Here is a 24,020-nt window from a genome sequence, read left to right as displayed (position 1 = left end):
GTGTTTCATAAAAAAGTTTTTAGACTAAAACGGTACCGCACAATCAAAGGTCAGTTGCGCGCCTGTTTTAGGATGAGCGAAGCTTAATTGCGTGGCATGTAAGCACAAACGCGCATAAAGCTGTTGCTGTTCTGGTGTGGCATATAAGGTATCGCCTAGAATCGGATGACCTAAATATTGCATATGCACACGAAGCTGATGTGAACGCCCTGTAATCGGAATCAGTTTCACCCGGGTTACAGCTTGTCCTTGAATTTCTAAATGTTCAATCGCTTGCCATTCCGTTAATGCCGGTTTGTGATGCGTGGCATCAACAATATGTAATGGCGGACGGCTTGGGTCATAAATCACAGGTATATCGACGGTGCCCTGACCTTCTAAATGGCCAGCAACCAAAGCTTGATAAATTTTTGAAGTTTGACGATCCTGAAACTGACGTGAAATCGTGCTCTGTCCAAATTTGGATAAACCAAACACCAGAATACCTGAAGTGTCACGATCTAGACGATGAATCAGTAAGGTTTTGGGTTCTAGTTCTAGTAGACGATTGATTAAACAATCTTGTAAATCTGGCGTTTTCCCAGGTACCGTGAGTAAGCCTGCCGGTTTATGGATGACCATAAAATCTTCATCACGATGAATCAAATGTTCACTTAGAAAATCACTCAAGGTAGCCTTCCAACGACTGGATGAAAACAAGCGGGCAATCATAAAAAGCTTGGCGCTGAATTACAATGCATGACACGTATTTTTACTGATTTTTTTCGTGTTTCTCTCGATTTTTCATCCAGATTCGAATTTAAATGATGATTTAGGTGTGTTGCTCTAGAAATTGTTGAATCGCATGCTGGGCAATTTCTGCATCTTGGAAAGATTGTACCCCCGAAACCCCCACAGCTCCCACCACCTGTCCTTGATAGACAATCGGCTCACCACCTTCCAGCATGCCTTTCGCAGCATTGATGGTTAAAAAGCCGATTTTGCCATCACGGATCATATCTTCGGATGCCTTGGTTGCTCTGCGGCTGACCGCGGCAGAATGTGCTTTTTCCTGGCAAATCTGTGTCGATAATACCGATGCGCCATCCATGCGCTTCATCATTAACAAGGTGCCACCGTCATCGACAACAGCAATGCTGACATTAAAATTATGTGCTGTCGCATATTGTGCTGCTGCATCAACCAGAATTTCCACATCCGCCGCAGTTAAATAATGTTTAGTTTTCATTGTTACTCCATTCCCATGAGTTTGTTATCAAAAGCTTATTCAAAATAAAATATATAGAAGCGCTCTCTATCACCTGCACCAATCAAAACGTAAATGCTTTGCAGCAGTCGCAGACCAACGCAAATATAGTTTATTATTCAAGCATTATTTTGACTGGCGGTACAATAAAGATTATTTATCTTTTTTGTTGATCGCAAAGGTTTATCCTATAAACAGGTCGCAAATCAGTACGGTTGCGTTAAGGCCCCCTCTTATTTTTTTAATACCTTAAGTTTTTTATTCATTTCAAATTAAAGATATATCCATTAAAAAAGCCCGAAAAAATCGGGCTTTTTTAGACATCACAACATTACTTCATTTCAGCAAAAGTTTCTTTTGCGGCCTGAATGGTATCGGCAATATCCTGATCTGAATGCATCGACGAAATAAAGCCTGCTTCAAATGCGGATGGTGCAAGATAGACGCCACGCTTTAACATGCCATGGAAGAATTTCTTGAATGCTTCCACATCACAGGCCAACATTGAATCAAAGCTGGTGATGTCATCCTGATCGGTAAAATACAAACCAAACATGCCACCCACTTGCTGGGTCTTAAATGGAATGCCTGCTTCATCTGCAGCGGTCTGTAAACCAGCTAGTAATTTGGCGAGCTGCGCAGCAAGCTTGTCATAGAAACCCGGTTCACGTAAATGCTTGAACATCGCGATACCGGCACGCATGGCCAATGGATTGCCTGACAATGTACCAGCCTGATAAACACCACCTAAAGGTGCGATGCATTCCATGATTTCACGTTTACCACCAAAAGCACCAACCGGTAAACCAGCACCAATAATTTTACCCAACGTGGTCAAGTCAGGCTTAACCTTATACACCGATTGTGCGCCACCTAAAGCGACCCGGAAACCAGTCATCACTTCATCAATGATAAACACTGATTTGTATTCATCACAAACATCACGGATCGCTTGCAAGAAACCATCGATTGGCGTTACCAGATTCATATTGCCTGCAACCGGCTCAATGATCACACCCGCAATCTCATGACCAAATTTGCTAAAGCATTCTTTTAAGGCTTCGATATTGTTATACGGTAAGGTTAAGGTATGTTTGGCAAAATCAGCAGGTACCCCTTTTGACGTTGGCTCACCTTCACCAAACGTCAATAAGCCTGAACCTGCTTTCACCAATAATGAGTCTGAATGACCGTGGTAGCAGCCTTCAAATTTTACAATCTTATCGCGGCCGGTATAACCACGTGCCAGACGAATCGCGGTCATGGTCGCTTCTGTACCTGAACTGGTCATACGCACTAATTCGATTGAAGGCATAATGTCGCAAATCGTGTCTGCCAGCGTCGTTTCGTGCACGGTTGGCGCACCAAAACTTAAACCATCTTCTGCCGCAGTTTGTACTGCCTGAATAATATCCGGATGCGCATGGCCTAGGATCATTGGGCCCCATGAACCGACATAGTCTACGTAGCGTTTGCCATCAACATCCCACAAATACGCCCCTTTTGCCTTTTCGATAAAGACTGGCGTACCGCCAACACCGTTAAATGCACGTACAGGTGAGTTAACCCCACCTGGAATATGTTTATTTGCTTGTTTAAATAGCTGTTCTTGCTTTGGAGATAAACTCATAAAAGGCTCAACCTGGAATCAAGGACGAGGAACGCTGTCGTTCCGAGAAACAATGAAAGCTCCGCACAGCGGATGCCTATAATTAGTCAAATAACGTTGCCCATGCAGTGACACGAGCAGGAATTTCGGCTGTTGATCGTCCTAATATATCACTAATTACCGCACAAAGGCTCGCCCCAGCCTCAATCACCACTTGAGAATTTTCCACAGTCAGACCACCAATTGCACAAATCGGTACAGCAAACTTTTGTTTCGCCTGTTTGATCACTTCGATACCGACATTACCGGCTTCGGGTTTGGTTGAAGTAGCATAGACCGCACCAAACGCCACATAAGTCGCCCCATCGGCAATCGCTTTTTCAGCCAATTCCAGAGAGTTTAAGCAGGTACGACCAATAATCACACCTTTTGGCAAACGTGCAGCAGCATCGCTTATTTCCCCATCGGACTGTCCAAGATGGACACCCAAACCAAATTGTTCAGCCAGTGCCAGATCATCATTAATGACGAAAGGCACCTGATGTTGTTCACAGAGTGCTTTGATCTGCTCGACTTCGCTTGACTGCTCTGCCTGTGCTACCTTCTTACGGCGATATTGCAAAATCGCAACCTTCCTGGTGGCTAATGCGATATCTAGTTTTTCAAGTAAGAGCTGGATTGGATCATCGTTGGTAATGAGGTAAAGACCGCGCATGAACGTTTCACTATTCACTATAATTACATTAGCTTCAGGGTATATTTTCTTATCTAAAATTTAAAGAGAGGGAGTGTATTTACATCATTAATCGTTATAAAACAGAATAAATAAAAAAAGCCGCCAAAGCAGCTTTTCAAATACCCAACCAATTTCAAGACTCAATTTTATCAAACTGACGATCAATCAGACTCAAACGGCCACGTGCAATATCCGACAGCATCCGCCAATCCGAAATAAAACTATACAGTGGCTGCTTAAAGCTGGCAGGCTTATTATGTTCAAAAAAGAAATGCCCGACCCAGGCACAGGCATAACCCGAAACCAAACCATATAAGGCATATTTGGCCTGACGCTTACGAATGGCTTTGCTAAAGAAATACAAACCAATCGAGCTACCTGCCGCATGCAAACGGCGGCTGGCAATATTGCGATGTTCAGTTAAATAAAAGCGATAAAATTCATCATAGTTTTTAATTGGTAATGAAAATTCCACTGGCTGGGTGATATTGGCTGGTGCATTCATTTCTAGATCATCCTAATCCTGCAAGACTTTACACACGTTAATGCATTTTTTGTACAAAATAAAGTCATTGTGTGCCCTGCTTTCAATCCTTAAAACAACTTTACAATAATTTTTCAGATCAACAGTTTATACTCATTTATATATTTATCATTCTCACTGGTCAGGAGTCATAACATCATGGAAATAGAGCTAAAATTTCAACTTCCTGAATCTAAGAAAAAAAGTGTTTTACAGGTCTTAAGCAAACAAAAAGCACAAAAAATTCAGTTACAGGCAAAATACTATGATACCGCTGAGCGTTTGCTTGCTAAAAATTATGTGGCAATCCGTCTACGTCAAGAAGGCGAACATTGGGTACAAACCTTTAAAGCCGCCAGTAAAAATCATTTACAACGTATCGAAGAAGATATTTATTTAGGCAAATGTGCTCAAGAACCTGAGCTTGATCTGTCCCTCTATAAATATAATCAAACCGTTCAAACCGTACTGCGTGAGGTTTTAGGCGAAGCACCAGCCGAGCTAGAATTACAGTTCCAGACCAATGTACAACGTACTTTTCATGTATTCGAGTTTGAAGGTTCACACATTGAAGTCTGTCTGGATGATGGCGAAATCCGTACCCCAACTGATCATGCCCGAATTTGTGAAGTCGAATTTGAGTTAAAACAAGGTTCAGCTCAAGAGCTGATTCAGTTTGCCAAAACCTGGGTCGATCAATACCAGCTCTGGCTGGATGTACGCAGTAAAGCTGAACGTGGAAATTTACTGGCCCAAGGCAAAGTCGTCTCTGCTGCCACCAAAGCAAAATCACTGAACCTGGATAAAGATGTCAGCGCTGAACAGGCTATTAAACAGATTATTGAAAATACCCTTAATCATATCCTGCCCAATGCAGCAGCGATTGCGGATGGCGTCGCGGAAGCGGATCATATTCACCAAGCTCGTGTCGGCTTACGTCGCCTGCGCTCGGCTTTAAAACATTTTTCCAACTGGTCGGCACAGATTGACCCGATGTGGGAAAGCCAATTAGCAGATATTTTTAGAGCCTTGGGACAATCACGTGATAATGATGCCATTCAAGACTCCGTCATACCCTTAGTCAAACAAGTCTGCGATTTTGAATTCCCTTTCCCTGAAAATGTCGACGCCAATATTGCTGGATTATTAAGTGACAGCAAAACAACCCAGCTGTTTTTATCCTTATTCAGCTTTAGCTATAGTGATCAACAATCAAAATCCAAACTTTCTAAACAAGCTGCCAAAAGCTTAACCAAGCTGTATCAAAAGATACTGAAAGATGCAGCTCAATTTTCAAGCTTAGCGGTGGAACAACAACATCGTACCCGTAAGCGCGTTAAACAATTGCGTTATTGCATCGACTTTATTGCAGGAATTTACCCAGAAAAACAGGTTCAGCAATTTTTGAGTAAGTTACAGCCGATTCAGGAATATTTAGGCTTTTATAATGATCTGTTTGTTGCGGAGCAAATCTTTGAACAACAGGCTGCGAAGCATTCACAATTTTTATTTGCTTTAGGTTGGGTTAAGGCGCAGCAACCACATGTTGCAAAGAAAGCGGCAAAGAAACTACAGGCTTTATCGACTAAAGATATTTTTTGGAAATAAAGTTTTATTTCCCAAGTTAACTTCATAGCGGAGTCATGCCGAGTTCTCATTCAATTTCAGGATATACCTTCGGTGACCTACTTTTCTTTCGGGAAAAGTAGGCAAAACCATATGTCATCTACAAAACCTGTTCTCTGCTTTCACACATCTCATTTTATCAACTCACCAAAATCATTCACTTTTTTAATACCACGCAGGTTGTAGATGACGCTCCCGACGCTCATATTCCTGAGTAAGATACTCACTTAAATCATTTACCGATACTTCCCAAAAATCTTCCACGTTCCATTATTTGCAATCGGATCACTATAGCTATCATTACGCTGCTTACGTGGCTTATCCCGCGCATCGACCAATTTAAAATGCGGCTCCACACTCAAAATCACGCCATTCATATAAAAACGGGTGCGGGTATAGTCACTCTGTCCATGCTGAAACACATAAGTCCGTAAATCAATAAACTCACGATGCGCCACCAAAGCAGCAGTGTCATCACTCCCTAACCATTCTTGCATGGCAAAAATCTGATCGGTCTCAAACTGCCCACATTTTTCCAATAAGGCCGCAACACCGCGAAAAGTTTTCGATTCTTTGGCGCGGGTTTTATTAATCCTGATCCGATCGACATGAAAGAAAAACAGCGGCAGGTTTAAATGGCTGGGTAAATGAATGGCATCCAGCACCTCATCTTCCATAAAAGGCTGGCATAGCTGCTGCGCCCTCTCGATCAAAGGCTGCCATTGTCGGTAATATTCATCGACCTCATCCTTTAAACCATAATAAATCGGCAGGCCTTCAACATGTTCTAAAAATTGAGGTGGATAGATATGCTGGCGCAGTAAGGCAATATCCGTTTTTAAGCTTTGAATCGCGATTGCATCTTGCATAGTCATTCTTCTAATTGCTTAGGCTATTTTTAGGTTAAGGCAAAGGTTTAGTTTCGACAAGGCTTTGTCTATAATAATGTGTCTTAACTTGTCGCTGGAAAATCTCATGTCTCAAAAAATTAACGCTACCGATGTGACGGAAGAAGAAGCTTTAAATGCCGTATTTTTTGAGCGTGCCGATGAATTTATCAAACTCGCCAATGATTTTTGCCGTCCGCCAAAGGGCCAGCAAGCCAAACCCGAAGAATTACGTGGTCAGGTCAGCGCAGCCATGTTATTCGCTACTGCCCGTTTCAACACCTGGGTGGCAGCCAATAACTTTAAAGATGGCGAAGAAATGCGTGAAGCGAAAGAACAAGTGATGTCTTATCTGCTGCAACAGTTCCAGATGATGCTGGAAGATAATTTTGACGAATATTGTGAACAGTTCGAAAACTACTTACGTTTCCGCAAAAATGAAGATTTTCATGCCCACAAACATGATCATTAATGATTGATACAAAAAAGAAAGCCACCTGACCGGTGGCTTTCTTTTTGATTGCTTATTTCAAGTTTTGAGGCTGACCATACTGATCCGCCATTACTTCGACAAACTGATCCAGCTTGATATATTTTTTAATGGCCGCATTCACATCATCTTTGCTTAATTTAGCAAGTTCCTGATCACGTTCAGCACGATCCAGCAAGGTTTTGTTGCGCTCTAACTGACCTGTCAACATGCCATGAATGTTACGCTCATCTTCCAAAGCTGTGACACGTTTTTTCATGATGTCTGCTTTGGCTGCTTCAACTTCCTGCTCGGTCACGCCTTTGCTTAACAGCTCATTCAAGACTTTATGCACCGATTGTGATACTTGCGCCGAGCGCCCAGAAGTATAGTTCGCGGTAATACTTAAAGTACCATCATTGATATCTGGATCCAGGTCTAGACCACTGCCAAAACCATAGACCAAGGCATTTTTCTCACGTAACTCTTGCGCGAGACGCGATGAAAGCTGCGAGTTACCCAAAATATGGCTCAAGATAATTAACGCGGGTGCATCTGGATGATATGAACCGACTGGCAACGCTAACACGCTTTGGTAGCTACCGAATTCACGCTGTTCCGATAAAGCATGCACTTTCTGCGCTTTATAGACGGTATATTGGCCTGTCACTTTGGTATACGGCTGTTTTGCTTTCCAAGAACCAAATGCCTTTTGTAAGGTCTTTTGCATTTTCTTGGCATCAAAATCACCCGTCACCGCAATCTGTGCATGATCGGTCACAAAGAATTGATCATAGAATTGTTTCACTTGCGGTTGAGTCACCTCACTGATCTGTTTCTTCGCAAAATCAGGCTCAAAATGATAGCGCAAATCGCCAGGTTGATAGATTTCCAGAATTTTAGACAAGGTCATCGAAGCCACAACCGCAGGTTCGGTATAAGGACGATCCAGTACCGATAAACTTTGATTTTTGGCAAGATCAAATTCTGTTTGTGAGAATTTTGGCTGCTTCAGCACATCGACAATAAAATTGAAGAAGTCTTCAAATTTATCTTTTTTCGCCTGCACTACAATGGTAAAACCATTGCCATTCGAGCTTACAGATGCACCACCGCTGGCAGCAATCGCTTTATCAGTAATTTCTTGCAGGCTATGCTTATCAGAACCACGCAACATCAGATAACTGGTTAGATCCAGTGTGACACCTTTACCAAATAATGCTTTTTCATCTCCAAAATCCAGACTAATAGTGGCATAGGTTTTATCATCGCGGGTTGCAGTCGGGAACAAGGCATAACGAATACCATTCTTCAACTCACCACGCTGGATTTTCTGTTCGTTTTTCTGCAATTGCTGCGCAGACTGTGACATAAACTGGGTCACTTCCTGCTTGTAAACATTTGGATCTTTTAACGGCTCAGGCTGCTCATCACTTTGATCCAAGGTTTTTGGTTTCTCTTCCGCCTTCAACGTCATCGCTTTCTTCTGGTCCTCAGGGGTTGGCAAAATATCCCCTGAGATACGATGTGAAGCGGTTAAAAACGCTTTCAGCGTTGCATTGGTATCTTTTAGCTTTAAGGCCTGAACGGTCTTTAAGTCTTTGAAGTACTGGTCCCATTGTCCCTGAGAAGATACGGCGTAGTCACTAAGACGTGAACCTAAAGCTACTGCATCATTGGCAATCGTATCCGCGGTATTCTGGGTAATATTCTTGATCCGCTGTAACTCGGCTTCAGTGAATGGCTGACTGTTTTCCACGCCAGTTTTCAATGCATCATCGACTTTTTTCGCATCATGGCTTGGTGCATAAACTGCGCCCATAAACACCACGTTAAAGTCCTGATCTAACCAGGTTGCAGATTGCACTGCAGTACTGATCCCGGTCTCAACCATATTTTTATATAAAGGCCCGCTCGGCTGCATGGTATAGAGAGAAGGTGCCAGTGCCAGAATCGGTTGTAATTCGGTATTTTTTCCATTCATATAAATATGGAATTTGGCCAGATCACTGCCCTTTTTCACGGTGAATTGACGTTGTTCAATCTTGCTGGCGTCAAGCACAGGCACTTTCACCTGAGCAGGTACCGCGCGTGCAGGGATTGGACTGAAATACTGATCAATCTTATTCAGTACTTCGGTTTTATCAAACTTACCCGAAATAACCATGACCGCATTATTCGGTGCATACCAGGTTCTGTAGAACTGATTCAATTCATTGAGCTGAATCGACTTGAGCTCAGGTAAGTCACCAATCGGCAAACGACCTAAATATTGATTGCCATAGGCAGCTTTCCAGACCTGATCCATTAGAACTGCAAAGGGCTGATCCATACGGATTTCGCGTTCACGTTTTACGATTTCAATTTCAGAGGGTACAAATTTTTCCTGCAACACCAATTTATCCATACGCTCGGATTCGAGATACAGGATTTCATTCAATGCATTTTTTTCAGGGCGAACGATATTTAAGTATTTGGTCGCGTAATAATCGGTGCTGGCATTGGTCATCAAGGTATATTGATCCAGACGGCGCTGGAACTCTTCACCTTTCACATTTTGAGTACCTTTAAAAGCCAGGTGTTCTAATAGATGTGCCAGGCCACCCTTACCTTTTGGATCATTCAGTGAACCCGTCAGGTAAACCGTATTGACATAGACTTTATTTTCTTTATCGTTTGGCGCCAGAATAACCCTGAAACCATTATCTAATTTATATTCTTCGATATTTTTTTCACTTTTTACGAGCACTGTCTGAGACCAAGACGTCGCACTCAACCCGATCAAACATAGAGAGAGAGTAAGCTGCTTAAAGCGCATTAACATAATTTATCCAATTATTTATGGTGATTTAAATCATACAGACAAGCTATGGTAGAGAATGATTCGCATTTTTAATAGTTATGTTTTGAAAAAAGCTGTTTATTTAAACAGCTTTTATCTTTGTTTTTGCACAATTTAAGCTAAAAATCAGATTGCCAGTTCAGCTTGCATATACAATTTGGCATAACCTGAAATTTCGATACGCTCATTAGATTCAATCACGCAGTCTAAAACGCCACCGCGTGCTGATGCCTGAAACGCCACCAGTTTTGTCTGGTTAAGCTTCTCTGCCCATAACGGCACAATCGCGGTATGGATCGAACCTGTGACAGGATCTTCATCAATACCGATCGCAGGGGCAAAGTAACGAGAAACACAATCAAACTTGCCTTCGCCTCGAGCGGTAATTGCCACGTCAGGCTGAGAAGCAGTAATTGCTGTCCGGATTTTACCCAAGCGTTTTAATACTTCCAAATCAGGTTGCTCATCCAATACATCCTGTACCGTTTCATACTCAATAATATAAGCTTGAGGATTGCGATACACCGCTTTAAACGGCTTGGTTAGCCCTTCACGCAGTTCTGAAGGATAGTCAGATACAAGCGCCGCCCGACGGATCGGGAAGTTCATCTTGATTTTACCATCCGCATCCTGACTAACGATAAAAATCCCCAAATCACGGACATGAAACTGAATCGTTGTGGCTTGCGTAAAATCCTTAAACAGTACAAAAGCACTGGCCAACGTGGCATGGCCACAAAATGCCACCTCTTCCAATGGAGAAAACCAGCGAATCTCATAATTGCTGTTATCAAGTGCTCGAACAAAAGCAGTTTCTGACAGGTTATTTTCCATTGCAATATTCTGCATCATCTGCTGATCTAACCACTCATCAAGCACGATGACTGCTGCTGGATTTCCTTTGAATAATTCCTGGGTAAAAGCATCCACTTGATACATTTTCATGGCATAGCACTCGCTCTATTTTTCCACTATTTTGACCATCTACAAACGAATTGATAGATACAGATTTTCCTAAATTTACGATACACCACAGCTTTTCTTGTTTTAGCTGCTTAAATGATTAAAAATTAAGCCAAAAGTATGTGCGGCTTGCTAACAAATCAGATCAAAAGTCCAATGATTTAGCATAATTCAAAATAAGCCATACACAATATTCACAATCAAAAATTTGAAGCTCTCTAAGGTATGAGATAGATAAAACTTGTGAGAAAAGTCATGCGTATTCCTGTCAATGCCATTGTATTTGAAGAATTTGAAACCCTCGATATTATGGGACCGGTCGAATTATTTGGTTTACTGCAACAACATTATCAAGTGCAGTTTTATAGCCTGAATGGCGGACTGGTTTCCAACAAACATGGAGTCTGTATTCAAACCCAACCATTTACTGAAATACAGACACATGCACAAAGCATTTTGCTGATACCAGGCGGAATCATCACTTTTGAACTCATGAAAAATCAGGAGTTTCTCGATCAGATCAAAGCATTGGCAGATCAAAGCAGATATGTTCTGACGGTTTGTACAGGGAGTTCGTTACTGGCAGCAACTGGTGTTTTGAATGGTATTAAAGCGACATCGAATAAAATGGCCTTAGAAATTGTACGAAGCCTCAACAATCAGGTGTTATGGCAAACTCAGGCACGCTGGGTGACTGATAGAAAGTTTTATACCTCTTCTGGCGTCAGTGCGGGTATGGATATGACCCTTGCTTTTATTCAGGACACGCAAGGTGAAAATATGGCCCAACTTTGTGCCGAAGAAGCCGAATACCTCTGGAACAGCAATCCAGACCTTGATCCCTTCTGTAAAGTGAAAGCTGAATAATCGCGCTAGCTGATGAGACCGAATCATTGATCAGTGATACTGGCGTCTTTCCAGATCTGCTTTATGGCGAATCACGATTGACCCGGCGTGGATGGCATTTATGTGCACTAATCTTTTTAAGGATTCATGTTGTATTCATTCTTCAAAAATGAGTGGCGCCATCCCGCTCAGTCGATGCGAACATCAAAACCCAAGTTCTCTGCAATCATTAGAGTTTGATCAAGGTTAATAATGGCTGCTTTTATTTGAGTCTCTTTCGGGTCTAATGCACTCAAATCACTGCCTCTTAAATCACATTCAGTCAAATCTGCACTGTGCAGCCATGCACCCGATAAGTCACTCTCCCGAAGTGAACTCCCACGACAACGCGCTCCTGTCAAATCGGCTTCTCTTAACCGCGTTCGAAGAAAAGAGGCTTTCTCTAAATCAGCACCTGACAATCCAACAAAAGCCCAGTCACTATCTTCCACCCGCATATGATGAAACTGGCAATCACTAAACATGCTGCCCACAAACTTACAGTCAGTAAATTGACTATCAAAAAAATTACTGCAAACAAAGGTACAGTTGATAAAAGCGCTGTTTTGATGGAATGAACCATTAAATCGGGCATGGCGAAAAGTACATTCATTAAATACTGCACCTGTACTGTGCGCCTCAGACATGTCTAAATCGACAAATAAAGTACGCTCATATTTCTGATTCCTGAGCACTTGCTCATACCAATCTAAACTGGCAATGCTGTCTGTTGTTTTGGGTGCAGCTTCACCATATTTTCTTTCAGCCATGATGTTCAAGTTTTTATTTTAGAATTGTCCAAAATATGCCATGTCTTTAGTTTTGTACATGCTTTTTTCATGACAACCTTATCTATTACTAAATAAAAAAAAAGAGCAGAAAAATCCGCCCTTTTAGTGAAAATAAATCATCAATCTTGCATATGTTCGATAATCGCTTGTGCAAATTCCGAACAACGCAGCAAGGTTGCATTTGACATCAAACGTTCAAAATCATACGTCACGGTTTTAGCTGAAATCGCGCCTGAAATACCAGTAATAATTAAATCCGCAGCCTCTGTCCAGCCCATATCTCGCAGCATCATTTCCGCAGACAGAATAATCGAACCCGGATTGACTTTATCCTGTCCTGCATATTTAGGTGCTGTACCATGCGTCGCCTCATACATGGCAATCGCACCGCCAATATTGGCACCCGGTGCAATGCCAATACCACCGACTTCGGCGGCAAGTGCATCAGAAATATAGTCACCATTCAAGTTTAGGGTCGCAATCACCGAATAATCTGCAGGACGCATTAAAATTTGCTGTAAGAAAGCATCGGCAATCACATCTTTAATAATAATGTCTTTACCATTTTTGGGATTCTTGATTTTTACCCAAGGCCCCCCATCCAGCAGCTGTCCACCAAAACGCTCCATCGCCAGTTCATAGCCCCACTCTTTAAACGCACCTTCGGTGTATTTCATGATATTGCCTTTGTGGACCAAGGTCACAGACGGTTTATCATTATCAATTGCGAATTGTATCGCTTTACGCACCAGACGCTGGGAACCTTCTTTCGATACAGGTTTGATCCCGATACCACATTCCTTAGGAAAACGGATTTTAGTGACGCCCATTTCTTCTTGCAGGAATTTAATTACTTTTTTCGCTTCTGGAGAATCTGCTGGCCATTCAATGCCTGCATAGATATCTTCCGAGTTTTCACGAAAAATTACCATATCGGTCAGTTCGGGATGCTTGACTGGCGAAGGTACACCTTCAAACCAGCGAACGGGCCGTACACAGACATATAAATCCAGTTCCTGACGTAATGCGACATTTAAAGAACGAATTCCACCGCCTACAGGTGTGGTTAACGGGCCTTTTATTGATATAATAAACTCGCGTAAAGCATCAAAAGTTTCTTCTGGCATGTAGCTGCCGTAAATTTTGTCTGCTTTCTCACCGCAGTAGACTTCCATCCATTCGATCGAACGTTTGCCACCATAAGCTTTTAGCACGGCGGCATCTACTACTGCTTTCATTGCTGGTGTAATATCCACACCAATACCATCACCTTCAATAAAAGGAATGATCGGACGATTTGGAACATTCAGTGACAGGTCTGCATTTACTGTGATTTTGTCTCCGTCTGCAGGAACCACGATCTTCTGATAACCCATTTTGCAGGTTCTCCCTCATGTATTTAGCGATTATGTCGATGCCTTCTGTGGCAAGCTTTCGTTTTTTATTACATGAAACAGTTTAGTTCAAAACAGGTTTTTTTGAGATTTATACGGGAAATAACAACATTTTCCCATTAAATAAAAACCTTTATTGTTATGATGCCGCCCATAGCCAAAGCAGTATACAGATATGAAAATAGTCGTATTAAATAAACCTTTTGACGTTTTGTCACAGTTCCGTGAGGATTCCGCTCATCTCACCCTTTCCCACTTTATCCATGATCCTGATTTACGTCTTGCGGGCCGACTTGACCTTGATTCAGAAGGACTGATGTTTCTGACCGATCACGGCGGTCTGAATCAATACATTACCAATCCGGCCAATAAGAAATTTAAAACCTATCTTGCGCAAGTCGATGGCGATGTGACTGAAGAAGCTTTAGAGCAACTTCGTAAAGGCGTCGAACTTGCTGATGGTATGACTTTACCGGCAAAAGCGCTTAAAGTGGATCAACCAGAATGGTTATGGGATCGTGATCCTCCTGTACGTTACCGCGCCAATATTCCGACCAGCTGGATTGAACTGCAAATTTGTGAAGGCCGTAACCGTCAGGTGCGTCGTATGACTGCTGCGGTGGGTTTCCCGACGCTACGTTTGATCCGGACCAAAATCGGTGCAATCGATCTGATTCGCCTAGGCTTACAACCCGGTGAACAAACGGAAATTGAACCGTTACTTTATCCTGATTTTAAAGACTTGCCTGAAGATAAACCTTATCGCTCTCGTTCTTATGTGAAAAAACCAGGTGGTACGGGCGGCAAGCCAATGCACCAGAAGAAAAAAGAAGGTGATAAAAAAGACGGCGACAAGAAAAAATCAGGCACCAAGCGTATCTGGCAAATGGATGAAAGTGAAAAGCCACGTCGTAAGACCAATGGTACGACACGTCCAAATACCAAAGCACCGCGTGGTCGTAGCCGTAATGGTCGTTAGAATTTAGATGTTTTAAAGCCCACTATCGTGGGCTTTGTTTTAGCCTCTTTCCACTTATGAGTCAACACTCCATAAAAAGAGGTTGACCCCATAGAATGGATAATTTGTTTGATATATACGAATAAGTAATTCGTATTTGACTAAACGGCCATTTGTACATTCATAAAAGAAATCTAAGGAATCTTCTAGCTCTTTTTTTTGATTTAATTGATCTATTTGAAATTGTGTGAGCTCTAATCTAATTTCTTCTGATGTAGATGCTTTTAAACTACTAAATTTTTTAAAGATCTGTTTGCTTTTTGGATGAACTAATCTCAAATTAAAAGCATCTCCTCCTAGGTTTTCTAGAGTGTAATTCACTACAACAAATACAATATTATGATTAACATCTACATTTGAATCTTTACTACTACCATAAACAGGAGGATCTACTTTAGATTGAGAAATAATAAATCTAGGTTCAAGCATTTTATGCTGTTCATCAAGTTGTTGCCTTTGGAGCTGAACTAATTCAACTTGTTGCTTTATCCCTTCTCTCATTTCATCAATTTGAAGCTGTAAAGCTATTTCTTGTTGCTCTAAGGCTTTAGTATTTTGTTCTAACTGTTTGCCCTGTTGCATATATCCTAAAATTAGCCAAAAGAAAGCAATAGGTGCAAAAACACCAGCTAAGAAATCTCCCAACTCATTCAACGATTTCGGATGTTCTAAACCAGTAAAAAGGTAAATAAATACAATAATTGCAATCCAAATTGCTGTAACAATAACTCCTATAGTTAAACTTCTCTTATTCATATATTCTCAAAAATTGATTCTAATTTTATGTTTTAAATAAATTTAACTTGATTATCAAACACCAGTCAAATTTCAAAAATGTCTTATCTAAAAAATAAAAAAGCCGATGCTTTCGCATCGGCCTTTTTATACCACCAACAAAACTGTCAGTAATATTTAAACTTAAGCTGTTTCAAGTGCTGCATTCAATGTTGCGCTTGGACGCATGACTGCGTTTACTTTTGCAGGATCAATGGCATAGTAACCACCGATATCAGCAGATTGACCTTGTACTTGAGCAAGCTCAGCAACAATCTTCTCTTCATTGTCAGCAAGTGCTTTCGCAAGCGGAGCAAACTTCGCTTTTAACTCAGCATCTTCGTCTTGAGCAGCCAATGCTTGAGCCCAGTACAATGCCAAGTAGTAGTGACTACCGCGGTTATCCAGCTCACCGGTACGACGTGATGGAGACTTGTCATTATCAAGAAGTTTACCCGTTGCCTGATCAAGTGTCTTCGCAAGCAATTTCGCGCGGTTATTGTCTTCTTTAAGACCAAGCTCTTCTAAAGAAACAGCTAACGCAAGGAACTCACCAAGAGAATCCCAACGTAAGTGGTTTTCTTCGACCAACTGCTGAACATGTTTCGGCGCTGAACCACCCGCACCTGTTTCATACATGCCGCCACCTGCCATTAACGGCACGATTGACAACATTTTCGCAGAAGTACCCAATTCCATGATCGGGAACAAGTCAGTCAGGTAGTCACGTAAGATGTTACCGGTTACAGAAATGGTATCTAAACCACGCGCTACACGCTCAAGCGTATAACGCATTGCACGTACTTGTGACATGATCTGGATATCAAGACCTGTGGTGTCATGATCTTTCAAGTATTTTTCAACTTTCTTGATCAATTCATTTTCGTGTGGACGGTACGGGTCTAACCAGAAGATTGCTGGCATGCCAGAGTTACGTGCACGTGTTACGGCAAGTTTCACCCAGTCACGAATCGGTGCGTCTTTCACCTGACACATACGCCAGATGTCGCCTTCTTCCACATTCTGGCTCATCAACACTTCACCCGTGTCTAAATCCGTAATGTTGGCAACACCTGCTTCAGAAATTTCGAAAGTCTTGTCGTGTGAACCGTATTCTTCCGCTTTCTGCGCCATCAAACCGACGTTTGGCACAGTACCCATGGTACGTGGGTCGAAGTTACCATTCCACTTACAGAAATTGATCATTTCCTGATAGATACGCGCGAAAGTTGATTCAGGCATAACTGCTTTACAGTCGTAAGGTTTGCCGTCAGCACCCCACATTTTACCGCCACCACGGATCATTGCAGGCATAGAAGCATCTACAATCACGTCATTTGGTGAGTGGAAGTTGGTAATGCCTTTCGCAGAATCAACCATCGCAAGTGCAGGACGGTGTTCTTGGCAAGCATGTAAATCTTCAATAATTTCTTCACGCAGTGAAGTCGGTAAAGTTTCGATTTTCTCGTAAAGACCCGCCATACCGTTATTTACGTTGATGCCTAACTCGTCAAATAATTTGCCGTGTTTTTCAAACGCATCTTTGTAGTAAATTTTCACACAGTGACCGAATACGATCGGGTGTGATACTTTCATCATGGTTGCTTTGACGTGTAACGAGAACAGGATGCCCGCTTCACGACAATCTTCAAGTTCTTTCTCATAGAAATCGCAAAGCGCTTTCTTGCTCATGAACATTGAATCGATGATTTCACCATCCTGAAGTGCAACTTTTGGCTTCAGCACAATCGTTTCACCAGACTTGGTGATGAGCTCCATTTTCACATTACGCGCACGGTCTAAAGTCATTGATTTTTCACCGTGGTAGAAGTCGCCTTCATCCATGTGAGAAACGTGAGTTTGTGACCATTGTTTCCACTCGCTCATTGAGTGCGGATGTTTTTTCGCGTAGTTTTTCACAGCAGCAGGTGCACGGCGGTCAGAGTTACCTTCACGCAATACTGGGTTAACTGCCGAGCCCAGGCATTTGCCATAACGCGCCTTAAGTTCTTTCTCTTCTTCAGTTGCTGGATTTTCTGGATAGTCAGGAATCGCATAGCCCTTCGACTGGAGCTCTTTGATACATGCGGTCAACTGAGCCACAGAAGCACTGATGTTTGGAAGTTTAATGATGTTGGTATCTGGATCTTGCGTAAGACGACCTAACTCTGCAAGGTTATTGTTTACCTTCTGTTCATCTTTAAGGTAATCTGAAAATTCTGCAAGTACACGTGCTGCAACTGAGATATCACTTTTCACAATCTCGATGCCAGCAGGCTTGGTAAAGGTCTCAATGATCGGTAGCAATGAATAGGTCGCCAATAACGGCGCCTCATCAGTCAGTGTATAAATGATTTTTGACTTTCCACCAGCCATATATAGCCCCTTGTGTTGGATTGAGTTATGGAAAACTGCGCTTGTGGCCCAGCTCCTAGAACCGATTTGCTTAAAACAAACTTGAGAGTATCAGCGTTCATAGCATACTAGTCAACGCCCTATCCCGTGATAACGACATTTCGCTAAAAAATACTACAATTATATATAATAGATACTGCAAGTTCATATATTTTGGGCCAAATGTTGCCTTTTCAACTACAAAAGCTTTCTCTTGGGGAAAATGTCCAGCAAAATGATCATTTAGCAAACAAATAGGTGTTGATAAATAAATGTGCCCTATTTTGTCAGAATTTCATGAAAATTAGGTTAAGGCTTTAGTGGTAATCGCAACCTAAATGTGACGCCTTCAGGCTGATTTTCAACTTCAGCACAACCACCATGTAACTGCATAATTGATCTGACGATGGCCAGCCCTAGCCCGCCGGTTTGCGCTCTGTTATGTCGACTCTCATCAACTTGATAAAAACGGTCAAAGAGATAAGGCAAATGTTTTTCATCAATCCAGATGCCATGCGTCACAATACCAATCACACAATCCATCTGTTCCCTTTGTATCGTCAGAGTAATACGTCCCTGTTCTGCACCATAAATCACCGCGTTACTGATTAAATTGGCAATCGCACGCTGCATGAAGGCTTCATTCAGCATTAAATTCATTTCATCAGGAAGCTGAAGCATCAAGTTCATCCGACGCTCTTCGACCAGATAATCAAAATACTCGGTCACATCTCGAATCAACTCAGGAATATTCACCAGACTTTTCTCAAGCCCCTGTTCTCCATATTCGGAACGGGCAATAAATAGCATGCTCTCGATCATTTTGGTCAGTCTTTCGTATTCTTCCAGATGCGAATACAGCAGATTTTCCAGTTCCTCTTTCTGACGCGGTTGCGACAGCAAAATCTGGGTTTGCCCCATCAAGTTATTGAGTGGCGTTCGCAATTCATGTGCTATATCTTCCGAAAACTGGGCCAGTTTTTGATAATCCTGCTGGATTTTATCCAGCATCTCATTCATGGCATGGCTGAGTTGTTGTACTTCGGTATTGCTGGTCTCGACCTGAATACGGTGATTGAGTTTTTGCACGTTGATTTTACTGGTTGCTGCAATCAACTCCCGCATCGAACGGAATAGGTAATGCCCGACCATAAAACCTAATAAACTTGATAATAAAATGCCCAGCCCACTATAAAAGGCAATTTTCCAGAAATATTGCTTCAGGGTTTGATTGACAGCATACCACTGTTGGCCTGCAATCAGTTGATAATGCTGATCGCCATGTTGTACCGATTGAAATGCAAGCCGTGTGGTGGGCTGTTCAGGATTATTGTTCGTAAACTGGATTTTAGCGGAATAGTTTAAGTGAGGGATGTTGATGTTTAACGGATTGATTCGGATCAGGTCCTTACCCGCCTCTTTAACGATAAAGATACTATCCTCATGTCCAACCATATTTTCATACAGCTTGGGATATTTCCCCAAAATCTGCACGGTATAGGCATCTGTCAAAAACACTTCCATGCGTTTAATCCGTGCCGCAAGCGCTTTGTCCTGCTGGATATACACCATTTCACGAAAACTTTGATAAGACAATGTGCCAATACTGATAAAAACCACGCATGAAATCAGACTAAACGCGATTCTCAGACGCGAAGCCAAAGACAATCTATTCATCGTCATGGTCTTCTTTTAAATCGATTTTATAGCCCATTCCTCTCACCGTATAAATCAGCTTGGGAGAAAAATGGTCATCAATCTTTGCGCGTAGACGACGTATCGCCACATCGACCACATTGGTGTCAGTATCAAAGTTGATATTCCAGACCATAGAGGCAATTTGTGTTCGTGTGAGCACTTCACCGCGATGTTGTAGCAATAATTGCAACAGCACAAACTCTTTGGCGGTTAAATCGATTTTGCTCTCTGCACGATGCACTTCCCGACTTAAACGGTTCAAGCTAAGATTGGCAATGCTATAAATCTCTTGTTCAACCTTGGGAACACGACGTAATAAACTTTTGATGCGTGCCAATAATTCGATATATGAAAACGGCTTAACCAGATAGTCATCCGCCCCCAGTTCCAGACCTTTGACCCGATCCATGACCTGATCTTTCGCCGTGAGCATGAGTACAGGGATCTTTGAAAATGTACGGAGCGTCTGCAACACTTGCCAGCCATCCAGTTTCGGCAACATCACATCCAGAATTAATAAATCAAATGCTTCTTCTTGCAAGCGTGACAAAGCGGCCATGCCATCTTTTGCAATCGCACTGGTATAGCCTGATTCATTTAATCCTTTTGCCAGAAACTGCGCAATCTTGGATTCATCTTCAACAATTAAAATATGCATCCCACATCTTAACCTTTTTTATTCAGCGCAAAGATTACAAATCGGTAATCCAATTGTCATCATGGTCCCATGCATTTTTTCCTAGCATGTACTGAGGAAATAAAGATTTTTATCACCAAACACGTCTTCATGAAATTTGGAAAATTGTATATGGACAAGCAATTTATACGCTTCACTTTGGGTTCTGTATTATTGATGACCGCATCATTCAGCTATGCGCAAGATACAGCGCTTTCTGGCTATTATCTCTCTGCAAAAGTCGCAGCAGCCCAACTCAAAGCCGACAATATGGAAACCAGCTTACGCCCCGGGATTGGCAAATTTGTCGCAGGTGACGATCAAAAAGATTTAACCAATGCATCACTGGGGTTCGGTTATGACTTTGGCAACGGCTGGCGTACCGAAGGAGAATATACCTTTAAAAATGATGCAGAATTTACCAGCGGTTCAACTCACTTTCCAAGCAGTCTCAACCATCATAGAGTCGAGACGCAGCGCCTGATGCTGAATGCTTATCGAGATTTTGAAGTGATGCAGAATATTGCTGTATACGGCAATCTGGGATTAGGGGTTGCCCGTACCGAATCTTCAGGCTGGCAAGGTAATGCCTCTCGCCAATATCTTTCCAATACCGAAACCCAACTGGTGTATAGCATAGGTGCGGGTGCAAGTTATCAAGCAATTGACAACCTTAAGCTGGACTTGGGCTACCGTTATGTCGACTTGGGCAAAGCTGATAGCGGTCTGAATAACTTCACCAATGCACGTAACTTGCAAGATGAACAGATGAAAGCCCATCTTTATTCAAGTGAGTTCTATCTCGGTGCCAGATACGCATTCTAAATTTTGAAGGCACTGATCAGCAGTGCCTTTTTTGCACTCGTCCCCTATGTATTGCCCTCACAACAACTGACGGCAATACATACCAAAACATTGATTAATCAAGGTGGAATATTGCGATGTATAAAAATCTATTCGCCATCGCCGCGCTCTCGGCTTCATGCAGCTTGTACGCAGCGACAAACCCTTTGAGTGTGCATGTACTCAACCAGCAGAATGGTCTACCTGCTGCTGATGTCACCGTTGTGCTCAAAGCCCAACAAAAAAACCAGTGGATCGAAATCAATCAGGCCAAAACTGATCAGAATGGACGAATTACTGCGCTTTATCCTGCACAGCAACAGTTAAAGTCAGGTGTTTATAAAGTGACGTTTAAAACAGGTGACTGGTATAAAGCACAACAGCAAAGCAGTTTTTTTCCTGAAATTCCGGTTATTTTTGAAGTTGACGGCAGTTTACCGCACTATCACATTCCATTACTGCTCAGCCCCTACGGGTATTCGACTTATCGGGGCAGCTAATAAAAAGGACGCTAGTCGCGTCCTTTTTAACGAGTCTTAGCCCTTCAACCAGCGATCAACTTTTTGCTGGTCTTCAACTTTTAATTCAACCGTGGTCAATTCACTTTCACCCGCTTGCAATTCAACTTGCAAAAGCTCATCACGACGGAAGGCATGGACCGTAAATGTGCCTTGTTGTTTGGCATACTTGGCTAAAAGCTTCTCGGAAGCCTTAACGCCATCAATGGCAAGGATTACATCATTGGCAGACAAACCTGCTTGAGCGGCTGCGCTATCACGACGCACTTGCTGTATCACCACGCCTTCCGCTTTATCTACCGCTTTCAAGCCAAAAGCCAGAGCCTTGTCATGTTTAAGCGTGTAACTCATTCCAAACTCGGGGAACAACTGATCGAGTGGTAATTCATCGGTGGTATTGATCAAGTGATTGATTTGCTCAATCCAGTTATCGCCTGTCAACTCATGACATAATTCAAAAATGGTGCGTTCATTGACCTGAATACCCTGTTGGGTATTTTCGTATAAACGGCGCATTAAGGCATCCAGATTTGAACCACGCAAACGTAAGCCCAAGTCTAGACAAAGTGCCACTAAACTGCCTTTGTTATAGTAGCTGGTGCCTGCATTATTAGAGTTTTCATCCTGACGATAGAACTTGATCCACGCATCAAAACTTGAATCTGAAACCGATTGAATCAAGCGGCCCGGATTCTGCAAATAACGATCCAGCTGTGCTTTTAACAGCTCCAGATAAGACTGCTGCGAAATCACACCGCTACGCAATAAAATCAGGTCATCATAATAAGAGGTAAAGCCCTCAAATATCCACAATAAGCTGGTATAGCCCTCTTTATGTAGATCATAATGGGCAAAATTTTCCGGGCGAATAAATTTAACTAACCATGAATGGAAATACTCATGGCTACATAAACCCAAGAAACGTTGATAATCCTTAGAAGGTTCTTCGGCCTCATCTGCTTTTGGTAAATCGTCGCGCGGTGTAATTAAACTGGTGCTATTACAATGTTCCAGACCACCATAACTATTGCCGGTTGCCATGGTCATAAAAGTATAGTTCTGGAAGGGCGCTGAACCGAACATGTTGATTTCAGTTTGACAGATCTTTTGAATATCCGCCTCTAAACGGCCCATATTGGTGGTGTGTTTCCCCGAAATCACAAACTCATGTGGAATCCCGTTTGCTTCAAAGCTGAAACGGCTCTGCTCTGCCAGTTCAAATGGACTATCAATCAATTGATCATAATTGTCTGCTTTTAAGGTAAAACGCCCTTTGACCAGACTCTTGCTTGGTAACCCCGTTGCAAGCTGGAAATGTTTTAATTCATCCGGTAGGAAAACCTCAACTTCACAAGCTGCCTGTTCCTGATCTTGCAGGCCCAAACAGACACAGGCAGGGTTAACGTACAAACGGCTCTGATCGACATAGGCACCACGTACAGATAGATCATAAGCATAGACATCATATTCAACCGTAATCAGTTCATGATCGGTATTGAATAAACGCCAGCGATTTTTCTCGGTTTTTTTAATATTCAGTAAACGCCCGGCTTCATCAGAGGCTTTCACCGACTCAATATGCTTGGAAAACTCCCGAATCAGATAGCTGCCAGGGATCCAGGTCGGTAACCACAACTCCTGATTAGGATTGGCAAGAAAACGTAGGGTGACATGAATCAGGTGTTGGCGATAATCGTCGAACTCAATTTGATAGTGCAACATAATTTCTAATCATGAAAATAGGAACGGTTTCACACAGCTTAGCATTTTTTTACAAAGTCATGCGCAGATGTCGTAATTGTCAGCAAAAGTTTAGGGGGCTATTGTCACTTTATCTATGGTTGCGACAGCGGGCGTTTTTTAGGTGATACAAGGCATGCCTTGAGAAATTTAGTCGTTCTAAATGAACAAGGCATAACGCAGTAGCGACAAAAAATGTCCCTGTCCCAAAGGGTTGTAGCTAAAAATCCCTCATACTTCGTTATGAAACTTGGTAAGGGAAAAGCCATTCCCTGCGTTTCATGCCTCGTCTGATGAATTTTTAGCCTACAACGCAATTCATATATAAAATGTCAATAGCCCCTAGATTCTTCAACAAAAAAGTCATAGCATTCTCCTCTCACATTTA

At 42.3% G+C, this 24,020-nt stretch carries 21 protein-coding genes; 6 read left to right on the top strand and 15 right to left on the bottom strand.

Going from position 1 to position 24,020, the window contains the following annotated elements; translation table 11 throughout:
• Positions 1–24 precede the first annotated feature (24 nt).
• The 5 genes from ACINWC323_RS11445 to ACINWC323_RS11465 all read right to left on the bottom strand — a co-directional run bounded on the left by ACINWC323_RS11445 (position 25) and on the right by ACINWC323_RS11465 (position 4,096).
• Positions 25–669, bottom strand: a complete 645-nt coding sequence (locus tag ACINWC323_RS11445) for an RluA family pseudouridine synthase (protein WP_009511412.1) — start codon at positions 667–669, stop codon at positions 25–27.
• A 142-nt stretch (positions 670–811) separates the two neighbouring features.
• Positions 812–1,228 carry a GlcG/HbpS family heme-binding protein gene (locus ACINWC323_RS11450; protein ID WP_005231756.1) on the bottom strand — a complete coding sequence of 139 codons (417 nt, stop codon included), beginning with the start codon at positions 1,226–1,228 and terminating at the stop codon, positions 812–814.
• Between the two features lie 349 nt (positions 1,229–1,577).
• Entirely contained in the window at positions 1,578–2,876 is a 1,299-nt protein-coding gene (hemL, locus tag ACINWC323_RS11455) for a glutamate-1-semialdehyde 2,1-aminomutase (protein ID WP_009511035.1), read from the bottom strand.
• Positions 2,877–2,958: 82 nt separating this feature from the next.
• The gene (thiE, locus tag ACINWC323_RS11460) at positions 2,959–3,570 is read right to left on the bottom strand and encodes a thiamine phosphate synthase (RefSeq protein WP_009511191.1); all 612 of its coding nucleotides are present in this window, start codon (positions 3,568–3,570) and stop codon (positions 2,959–2,961) included.
• 154 nt (positions 3,571–3,724) lie between these two features.
• Positions 3,725–4,096, bottom strand: a complete 372-nt coding sequence (locus ACINWC323_RS11465; RefSeq protein WP_005231759.1) for an Mpo1-like protein — start codon at positions 4,094–4,096, stop codon at positions 3,725–3,727.
• 177 nt (positions 4,097–4,273) lie between these two features.
• Here ACINWC323_RS11465 and ACINWC323_RS11470 point away from each other — a divergent pair, with 177 nt between their 5' ends.
• Complete coding sequence (locus tag ACINWC323_RS11470; RefSeq protein ID WP_009510889.1) at positions 4,274–5,722, top strand: CYTH and CHAD domain-containing protein; 1,449 nt, start codon at positions 4,274–4,276, stop codon at positions 5,720–5,722.
• A gap of 254 nt (positions 5,723–5,976) precedes the next feature.
• Here the strand turns inward: ACINWC323_RS11470 and ACINWC323_RS11475 are convergent, their stop codons facing one another.
• Positions 5,977–6,609, bottom strand: coding sequence for a hypothetical protein (locus tag ACINWC323_RS11475; RefSeq protein ID WP_009511219.1), 633 nt, complete (start codon positions 6,607–6,609; stop codon positions 5,977–5,979).
• A gap of 106 nt (positions 6,610–6,715) precedes the next feature.
• Here ACINWC323_RS11475 and ACINWC323_RS11480 point away from each other — a divergent pair, with 106 nt between their 5' ends.
• Positions 6,716–7,099, top strand: coding sequence for a DUF3144 domain-containing protein (locus tag ACINWC323_RS11480; protein WP_004770279.1), 384 nt, complete (start codon positions 6,716–6,718; stop codon positions 7,097–7,099).
• A gap of 52 nt (positions 7,100–7,151) precedes the next feature.
• Here ACINWC323_RS11480 and ACINWC323_RS11485 read toward each other — a convergent pair whose 3' ends face one another.
• Complete coding sequence (locus tag ACINWC323_RS11485; RefSeq protein ID WP_005231766.1) at positions 7,152–9,920, bottom strand: M16 family metallopeptidase; 2,769 nt, start codon at positions 9,918–9,920, stop codon at positions 7,152–7,154.
• Positions 9,921–10,064: 144 nt separating this feature from the next.
• Positions 10,065–10,883 (bottom strand): PhzF family phenazine biosynthesis protein, encoded by an 819-nt coding sequence (locus ACINWC323_RS11490; protein ID WP_009511388.1) that lies wholly within the window; start codon positions 10,881–10,883, stop codon positions 10,065–10,067.
• 273 nt (positions 10,884–11,156) lie between these two features.
• Between ACINWC323_RS11490 and ACINWC323_RS11495 the strand changes: the two genes are divergently transcribed.
• The gene (locus ACINWC323_RS11495; protein ID WP_009511318.1) at positions 11,157–11,768 is read left to right on the top strand and encodes a DJ-1/PfpI family protein; all 612 of its coding nucleotides are present in this window, start codon (positions 11,157–11,159) and stop codon (positions 11,766–11,768) included.
• A 167-nt stretch (positions 11,769–11,935) separates the two neighbouring features.
• Here the strand turns inward: ACINWC323_RS11495 and ACINWC323_RS11500 are convergent, their stop codons facing one another.
• Together ACINWC323_RS11500 and icd are read right to left on the bottom strand one after the other, a co-directional pair.
• Positions 11,936–12,556 carry a pentapeptide repeat-containing protein gene (locus ACINWC323_RS11500; protein ID WP_009510817.1) on the bottom strand — a complete coding sequence of 207 codons (621 nt, stop codon included), beginning with the start codon at positions 12,554–12,556 and terminating at the stop codon, positions 11,936–11,938.
• Positions 12,557–12,696: 140 nt separating this feature from the next.
• Positions 12,697–13,953 (bottom strand): NADP-dependent isocitrate dehydrogenase, encoded by a 1,257-nt coding sequence (gene icd, locus ACINWC323_RS11505; RefSeq protein WP_009510897.1) that lies wholly within the window; start codon positions 13,951–13,953, stop codon positions 12,697–12,699.
• A 193-nt stretch (positions 13,954–14,146) separates the two neighbouring features.
• Here icd and ACINWC323_RS11510 point away from each other — a divergent pair, with 193 nt between their 5' ends.
• Positions 14,147–14,950, top strand: coding sequence for a pseudouridine synthase (locus tag ACINWC323_RS11510; RefSeq protein ID WP_009511275.1), 804 nt, complete (start codon positions 14,147–14,149; stop codon positions 14,948–14,950).
• Between the two features lie 54 nt (positions 14,951–15,004).
• On the opposite strand, the gene ACINWC323_RS11515 is transcribed toward ACINWC323_RS11510, so the two are convergent.
• From ACINWC323_RS11515 to ACINWC323_RS11530, 4 genes are all read right to left on the bottom strand, one after another.
• Complete coding sequence (locus ACINWC323_RS11515) at positions 15,005–15,745, bottom strand: PilN family protein (protein ID WP_009511304.1); 741 nt, start codon at positions 15,743–15,745, stop codon at positions 15,005–15,007.
• Between the two features lie 162 nt (positions 15,746–15,907).
• Positions 15,908–18,139: an NADP-dependent isocitrate dehydrogenase gene (locus ACINWC323_RS11520; protein ID WP_009511343.1), complete on the bottom strand. Its 2,232-nt coding sequence runs from the start codon at positions 18,137–18,139 to the stop codon at positions 15,908–15,910.
• 327 nt (positions 18,140–18,466) lie between these two features.
• A complete protein-coding gene (locus ACINWC323_RS11525) occupies positions 18,467–19,834 on the bottom strand; it encodes a heavy metal sensor histidine kinase (RefSeq protein WP_032881379.1) in 1,368 nt (455 codons plus the stop codon).
• Positions 19,827–20,513: a heavy metal response regulator transcription factor gene (locus ACINWC323_RS11530; protein ID WP_005288198.1), complete on the bottom strand. Its 687-nt coding sequence runs from the start codon at positions 20,511–20,513 to the stop codon at positions 19,827–19,829. The genes ACINWC323_RS11525 and ACINWC323_RS11530 overlap by 8 nt, the downstream gene beginning before the upstream one ends.
• A gap of 150 nt (positions 20,514–20,663) precedes the next feature.
• On the opposite strand from ACINWC323_RS11530, the gene ACINWC323_RS11535 reads away from it, so the two are divergent.
• Entirely contained in the window at positions 20,664–21,356 is a 693-nt protein-coding gene (locus ACINWC323_RS11535; RefSeq protein WP_009510687.1) for an outer membrane protein, read from the top strand.
• A 116-nt stretch (positions 21,357–21,472) separates the two neighbouring features.
• Positions 21,473–21,874 (top strand): hydroxyisourate hydrolase, encoded by a 402-nt coding sequence (uraH, locus tag ACINWC323_RS11540; protein ID WP_009511163.1) that lies wholly within the window; start codon positions 21,473–21,475, stop codon positions 21,872–21,874.
• 36 nt (positions 21,875–21,910) lie between these two features.
• On the opposite strand, the gene ACINWC323_RS11545 is transcribed toward uraH, so the two are convergent.
• Positions 21,911–23,614, bottom strand: coding sequence for a M61 family metallopeptidase (locus tag ACINWC323_RS11545; RefSeq protein ID WP_009511286.1), 1,704 nt, complete (start codon positions 23,612–23,614; stop codon positions 21,911–21,913).
• Positions 23,615–24,020: the final 406 nt, after the last annotated feature.

Source organism: Acinetobacter sp. WC-323 (genome assembly GCF_000314615.1).
GTDB classification, from domain to species: Bacteria; Pseudomonadota; Gammaproteobacteria; order Pseudomonadales; family Moraxellaceae; genus Acinetobacter; species Acinetobacter courvalinii.
This window is presented reverse-complemented; position numbering and strand designations above follow the sequence as displayed.